Annotated in this window: 6 protein-coding genes; 3 read left to right on the top strand and 3 right to left on the bottom strand. The window is 70.9% G+C overall.

All coding sequences use genetic code 11. From position 1 onward, the window contains the following. Positions 1-416: hypothetical protein (locus tag Q0741_RS10875; protein WP_298233220.1), on the top strand; the 416-nt coding region annotated here is incomplete at its 5' end. Positions 417-539: 123 nt separating this feature from the next. Here Q0741_RS10875 and Q0741_RS10870 read toward each other — a convergent pair. Together Q0741_RS10870 and Q0741_RS10865 are read right to left on the bottom strand one after the other, a co-directional pair. Then, positions 540-1484 carry an L-lactate dehydrogenase gene (locus Q0741_RS10870; protein WP_298233219.1) on the bottom strand — a complete coding sequence of 315 codons (945 nt, stop codon included), beginning with the start codon at positions 1482-1484 and terminating at the stop codon, positions 540-542. A gap of 76 nt (positions 1485-1560) precedes the next feature. Continuing rightward, the gene (locus Q0741_RS10865) at positions 1561-2121 is read right to left on the bottom strand and encodes a methyltransferase domain-containing protein (protein WP_298233218.1); all 561 of its coding nucleotides are present in this window, start codon (positions 2119-2121) and stop codon (positions 1561-1563) included. A gap of 147 nt (positions 2122-2268) precedes the next feature. Here Q0741_RS10865 and Q0741_RS10860 point away from each other — a divergent pair, with 147 nt between their 5' ends. Beyond that, entirely contained in the window at positions 2269-2859 is a 591-nt protein-coding gene (locus Q0741_RS10860; RefSeq protein WP_298233217.1) for a diguanylate cyclase, read from the top strand. 171 nt (positions 2860-3030) lie between these two features. On the opposite strand, the gene Q0741_RS10855 is transcribed toward Q0741_RS10860, so the two are convergent. Then, a complete protein-coding gene (locus Q0741_RS10855) occupies positions 3031-3957 on the bottom strand; it encodes a YihY/virulence factor BrkB family protein (RefSeq protein WP_298233216.1) in 927 nt (308 codons plus the stop codon). 193 nt (positions 3958-4150) lie between these two features. Between Q0741_RS10855 and dinG the strand changes: the two genes are divergently transcribed. After that, positions 4151-6289 carry an ATP-dependent DNA helicase DinG gene (gene dinG, locus Q0741_RS10850; protein WP_298233215.1) on the top strand — a complete coding sequence of 713 codons (2139 nt, stop codon included), beginning with the start codon at positions 4151-4153 and terminating at the stop codon, positions 6287-6289. Positions 6290-6480: the final 191 nt, after the last annotated feature.

The raw sequence follows: 6480 nt of genomic DNA, 5'->3' as shown, positions 1-6480 counted from the left end.
CGGCGGCCCCGGCCTACGCCGCGGCGCCCGCACTCGGGCCGGCCGTGATCGCCGCGCCGATGGCCACGGCGCCGGCCGAGGTCCTGACCGGGGAGGGCCTGGTCAAACCGTCGGCGCGCCGGCAGGCGCGCTGGGTGGAAGCCTGGCTGCGCCGGCGCCGCGAGCGCGTGGTGGACGACATCGCTGCGCTCTCGGCCGAGGCCCAGGCGGTGCTGTGTGAGCAACTGCTGGCCGACATGGAGGCGCGGCAGGTGCACCCCTCCATCCGCAAGCGGCTGCAGACCAGCGGCTGGCAGCACCCGCTGGTGCTGCCGGAGATGGTGCGCTGGTACGCGCAGGGCGTGCACGGCCCGGGCTGGGACCAGCCCACGCCGCAGCAGCTGCTGGAGATCGCGGCGGAGCTGGGCGACGGGTAAAGCGGACTGAATGAACTCTCCGAACCTTGACTACCGTTCGCCCTGAGGTATCGAAGGGTCAGCACGAACGGGCTTTCAGCGTTCCGAAGGATTGGTGAGGTGCGTATGAGCTATTCAGCGCTCTCACAGGTCGAGCGTCGCCAGCGCGTTACGGATGACCTCGGCCGAACGCCGCAGCGCCTGCTCCTCGTCCGGGCTCAGCGGGATGGGCAGCAGGTGGCGCACGCCCTGGCGCCCCACCACCGCCGGCAGGCTCAGGCACACGTCCTCGATGCCGTACTGGCCCTGCAGCAGCGTGGACACCGTCAGCACCGAGGCCTCGTCGCGCACGATCGCCTCCACGATGCGCGTGAGCGCCGCGGCGATGGCGAAGTTGGTGGCGCCCTTGCGCCGGATGATCTCGTAGGCCGCGTCGCGCACCGCCACGGCGATCGTCTCCAGGTCCCGAGCACCGCAGGACGCGCCCGTGAGCGCGCAGTAGTCCTGCAGCGGCATGTTGGCGATGCGCGTGGTGGACCAGGCCACCAGCTCGCTGTCGCCATGCTCGCCCAGCACGTAGGCGTGCACGTTGCGCGGGTCCACGTCGTAGCGCCCGGCCAGCTCCGCGCGCAGCCGGGCCGAGTCGAGCACCGTGCCCGAGCCCAGCACGCGGCCGCTGGGCAGGCCCGAGAGGCGCAGCGCCGCGTAGGTCAGCGCATCTACGGGGTTGGTTGCCACCAGCAACAACCCGTCCGGGTTGGCCTGCGCCACGCCGGCGAGGATGCCGCGCAGGACCTCCACGTTGCGTTGCAGCAGGGCGGGGCGGGTTTCGCCCGGACGCTGCGCCGCCCCGGCGGTAATGACGGTGACCATGGCGCCGGCCGCGTCGGCCAGCGTGCCCGCGCGCACCGACACCGGGCGGTGGAACGGCACCGCGTGCGCGATGTCCATCGCTTCGCCCTCGGCGCGGCCGGTGTCGGCGTCGATGATCACGATGTCGTGCACCAGCCCCGACGCGGCCAACGTGTAGGCGAAGGTGCTGCCCACACGTCCCGCACCGACGATGGCGATCCTGGTCTCCTGGCTCATGGCGCCTCCTGTGGGGAAAGTCCTGCCTTGGTCGCCGACGAGCCCGGCCCCGTTCCCTGGCCAGCGCCGGCCGGCTTCAGGCCCGCGCCTCCACGAAGAAGCTCTCGCGCTCACGGTTGTCCAGCGCCGTGATGCCCTCGATGCCGCTGGCGCTTTCGCGGAAGGCGCAGCGGCGGACGTCGTGGAAGCCGGCGTCCTGCAGCAGCTCCTGCGCGAACTCGAAATTGAAGGGCGTGTGCACGGAGCCGTACCAGATCAGCTGCGTCACCAGCTTGGCGCCCACCGAGCGCGCGTGCTCATCGGGCACGTAAAAGTAGCTCGCGTCGCCGCGCTGCCAGGCGGCGATGGCGCGCTCCATGTCGGGCAACCCCAGCCGCAGCACGCCGCCGGGGCGCAGCACGCGGCGGATCTCGCGCAGCGCGCCGGAGATATCGGGCCAGCACAGATCCTGCAGGAAGTGGATCGCCACCGCGTGGTCGATGCTGGCGCTCGGCAGCGCCAAGCCCTGGCGGATGTCGCCCACCAGGTCCACGCCCGGCGCGGCAGTCCGGTCGGCGTTGATCCAGCCGGGTGCGGGATGTGGGCCGCAGCCCAGTTGCAGGCGTCGGACCTCAGTACGGGTGGCGGCGGGGGGCATGCGTGGCGGCGAGGTGCCGGAAGCGGCAGACCGGGCTGGCGGCAAGCTCCGTTCCTAGTGGGTGGGCCTGGACACCACGGGGCGCGGGGCCACGTGAAAGCCCCGGGCTGGCCGAGGCACGGGCATTGCCGCGCCCGCGGCATGGATATGACTGCCGTACTGCTGCAGCAGGTGCTGCTCTGGGGCTTGCTGCCGCTGTGGCTGCTGGCCGGGTTTGGGGATTGGCTGTGCCACCGCGCGTACCGCATCGAGCACGACGCGGGCACGCGCGAGTCGCTGCTGCACTGGCTGATGCTGCTGGAGATGGGCCCGGCGCTGGCGGCGGCGCTGCTGCTGGAGGTCACGGCCGCCGTGCTGGTACTGCTGTTCGTGCTGTGCCTGGCGCACGAGCTGACGACCTGGTGGGACTTGAGCTACGCCGCGTCGCGGCGGCGCATCCCGCCGGTGGAGCAGTGGGTACACGCGCTGCAGCTGTCGCTGCCCTGGGCCGGGCTGGTTTCGCTCGCGCTCATCCATCACGGCCAGACGCTGGCGCTGCTGGGCGATGGCGTACCGGACTGGAGCCTGCGGCCCAAGCAGCATCCTTTGCCCATGGCCTATCTCTGGGGCGTGGCGGCGGGCGGCGTACTGCTGGCGGCGCTGCCCTTCGCCGAGGAGACGCTGCGTTGCCGCCACGCCGCGGCGGTACGCCACGCCCAGCGCCTGCGGCTGCGCGAGGTGGCGCGCGGGGGGCGTTGAGGAGGCAGCTGGCTGGAGCTGCTTCAGGCAAGTACCCAAGGAGTCCTGTTCGGGCCGAGCCCTTCGACAAGCTCAGGAGAGCCTTGTCGAAGCCCCTGCCATGCCGGCGTGCCAGCGCCTGCCCTTCGACAGGCTCGGGGCGAACGGAAAGCTTTCCCCTGCGCTGTGGAATCAGGCTCCGCGCTTGTGCTCCAGCCCGCCGTGCTCGGGCGCCACGGCTTGCACGCGGCGCCGGGTGGCGGGGTCGCGCGCGGCCTGGCCTTCGACCTTTTCTCCCTTTTGCTTGCCGCTGGCGGCGTGGTGCTCGATGAGGGCGTTGATCTCCGAGCCCAGCAAGATCACCAGCCCCACGATGTAGAGCCACAGCATGAGCACGATCACCGCGCCGATGCTGCCGTAAGTGGCGTCGTAGTTGCCGAAGTTGGTGGCGTAGATGGCGAAGCCCAGCGAGGCCACGATCAGCGTGAGCACGCCCAGGAGGCTGCCTGGCGTGATGAAGCGAAAGTCCTGCTTCACGTCCGGCGCGAGGTAGTAGATGAGGGCGAAGGCCAGGGTCAGTCCCAGCACGATGATCACCCAGCGCAGCGCGGCGAAGAACCACAGCACGGCCGGGCCGAGGCTGAAGTACTGGCCCAGCCACTCCTGGATCACGCCGCCCAGCACGATCAGCGAGAAGCCGCCCACCATCAGCACCACGAACAGCACGCTCAGCCCGATGGCGGTGGCGCGCGCCTTGATGAAGCCGCGCCCTTCCTTGACGTCGTAGGTGACGTTGAGGGCCTGCATCACCGCGTACATGCCGGTGGAGGTGGCCCACAACGTGGCGAGGAAGCCGAAGGACAGCAGTCCGCCCCGCTGCTCGCCGGTGACCTGCTGCACCACGTCCGAGAACATCTGCGCGGCGTTGGCCGGCATGGCCTGGCGCAGCAGGTCCATGATGGCCTGGTCCACGTTGGGGATGGGCAGGAACGGGATGACGGCCATCACGAAGATCATGGCCGGGAAGATGGCCAGCGTCAGGTAGAAGCCCAGCGCCGCGGCACCGTTGAAGATGTCGTCATCGCTGATCTCCTGGTAGAGCTCCTTGAGGAACTGCATCAAGGACACGCCGCCGAGCATGGGAGCCTCGCTTTCATCCAAAGGTCGTATGCGCTTGCTGCAGTGCAATGGACGTTCCCAGGCCCCAGCTCCTCGGTCCGGACCCGCCGGTACACTGTCCATCACTGTCTATTTATCCAAGCCCCACGCGCGTTCGCGCCTAGCTTCAGGGGCCACTCTCAATCTCCGACCCATGGACAAGCAGCCGCTGCACGACGCGCTGGATGCGCAGTATTTCGGCCTGGCCGAGCGGCTCGAAGGCTTCCAGCCGCGCGAGGGGCAGCTGCAGATGCTGCATGCCGTCGCCGACACCCTGGCCGAGGCCGACTTCGACCCCGCCAATCCGCCGCAGCCCCGGGTGGCCGTCATCGAGGCCGGCACCGGCGTGGGCAAGACCCGTGCGTACCTGCTCGCCGGGTTGCACCTGGCAAGGCTGCGCAAAGTAAAACTGCTGATCTCCACCGCGACCATCGCGCTGCAGGAACAGCTCATGCACAAGGACCTGCCGGAGCTGGCCAAGGCTTCCACCGAGCCTTTCAGCTACGCGATGCTCAAGGGCCGTGGCCGCTACGTCTGCCTGCTGAAGCTCGACGCCCAGGCATCGGGCCAGGCCCAGGAGTCCTTCGACCTGTCCGAGCCGGCGCAGCAGGGCGTCGCCGAGGCCGACGCGGCGCTGTTCCAGAAGCTGCAAAGGAAACTCCAGTCCGGCGCCTGGGACGGCGAGCGCGACAGCCTGGACGGCGAGGCGCTGGCGGGCTGGAGCCGTATCGCCGCCGACCGCCACGCCTGCACCGGCCCGGCCTGCGAGCAGTACCAGGACTGCCTCTACTACAACGCCAAGCGCGTGGCCGCCGCCGCCGACGTGCTGGTGGCCAACCACGACCTGGTGCTGGCCTCGCTGCGCAGCGACAAGTCGGCGCTGCCCTCGGGCGAGCGCGCCATCTACGTCTTCGACGAGGGCCACCACCTGCCCGCCATCGCGCTGTCGCATGGCGCCAGCGAGACCACGCTCACCAGCACCGCCTGGGCCACGCGGCTGGAGCGCGCGCTCAGCGTCGCCGCTTTGGAGCTGGAGTACCCGGCCGAGGCGCTGCCCGATGGCCTGGGTGTGCTGCGCGAGAAGCTGGCGCAGCTCGCGCGCGCACTGATGGATGCCCATACGGCGCGGCTGCAGACGCATGCCGCCAGCGGCAGCACCGAGCCGCTGCGCGTGCGGCTGGCGCAGGGGAAACTTTCCGACGAGCTGCGCGGCTTCTGGGAGGAGTTGCACCAGGTCGCCTCCGTGGCCGAAAGCAAGCTGGCCGACCTCTCCACCTGGATGCGGCGCAAGCGCAGCGAGGACTCGGACAGCGCCGCGCAGGTCAATGCGCACCTGCTGGCCATCGGCCCGCAGGCGCGCCGTCTCACCGAGCTGGTGGAGACGGCCGAGTTGATGCTCGACGAGGGCCCGATGCCGCCGGCCAAGTGGTTCGATTTCCGCACCGAGGCCGGCGTGGTGCAGCTCGACGCCAAGGCCTGCCCGCTGTTCGCCGGCGGCTTGCTGCAGCGCAACCTCTGGAGCCGGCTGCGCGGCGCGGTGGTGACCTCGGCCACGCTGCGCGCGCTCGGGAAGTTCGACTTCTTCCTGCGCGACGCGGGCCTGGAGCAGGTGGAGGGCGCGCGCACGCTGGAGGTGCAGAGCCCCTTCGACTACGCGCGGCAGGGCCGCTTCATCGTGGTGGCCACGCAGTCCAGCCCCAAGGACCCGGCCGCGCACAACCGCGAGTGCGGCACGCTCATCGCGCAGGACCTGCGCGAGGTGCAGCACGGCGCGCTGCTGCTGTGCTCCTCGTGGGTGCAGCTGCGCGCGCTGGTGGACGCGATGCCGCCGGAGATCCGCAACGACCTGCTGGTGCAGGGCAGCGCCTCGCGCGAGCAGCTGCTGCGCCGGCACCGCGAGGCCGTGGCCCGCGGCCAGCGCTCGGTGCTGGTGGGGCTGCAGAGCTTCGGCGAGGGGCTGGACCTGCCCGGCACGCAGTGCGAGTGGGTGCTGATGCCCAAGGTGCCCTTTGCCAACCCGAGCGATCCGGTGTCGGAGGCGCGCAGCGAGTGGCTGGAGGCCAAGGGCCGCAACAGCTTCGTGGAGCTGACCGTGCCCGCCACGGGCGTGCGGCTGAACCAGTGGGCCGGGCGCGGCATCCGCAGCGAGCAGGACCGCGCCACGCTGGTGTGCTACGACCCGCGCCTGGCCACCACGCCCTTCGGCCGCCAGCTCCTGGCGGGGCTGCCGCCGTTCTCCAAGCGGCTGAGAAGGGGCGGGAAGGAAACGGGGCTGGAGGACGGGGGAAGCTGAAGCATGGCGACGGCGGGCATGGCTGCGGCCAGGGCGTTCGGAGCGTTGATTGGCTTCCTGGCCGCGCTGTCCCTGTGCGCCTGCGGTCCCCGTCCCGGCGCCGTGCCCGGCGCGCCGCTGCCGCCGCCCGCCGCTTCCCCGCCCGCCCATGCTTCGCCCCGCCCCCCTCGCCGCCCTGCTCCTTGCCAGCA

The organism is uncultured Azohydromonas sp. (genome assembly GCF_937926365.1).
Classification (GTDB): Bacteria; Pseudomonadota; Gammaproteobacteria; order Burkholderiales; family Burkholderiaceae_C; genus Azohydromonas.
This window is presented reverse-complemented; position numbering and strand designations above follow the sequence as displayed.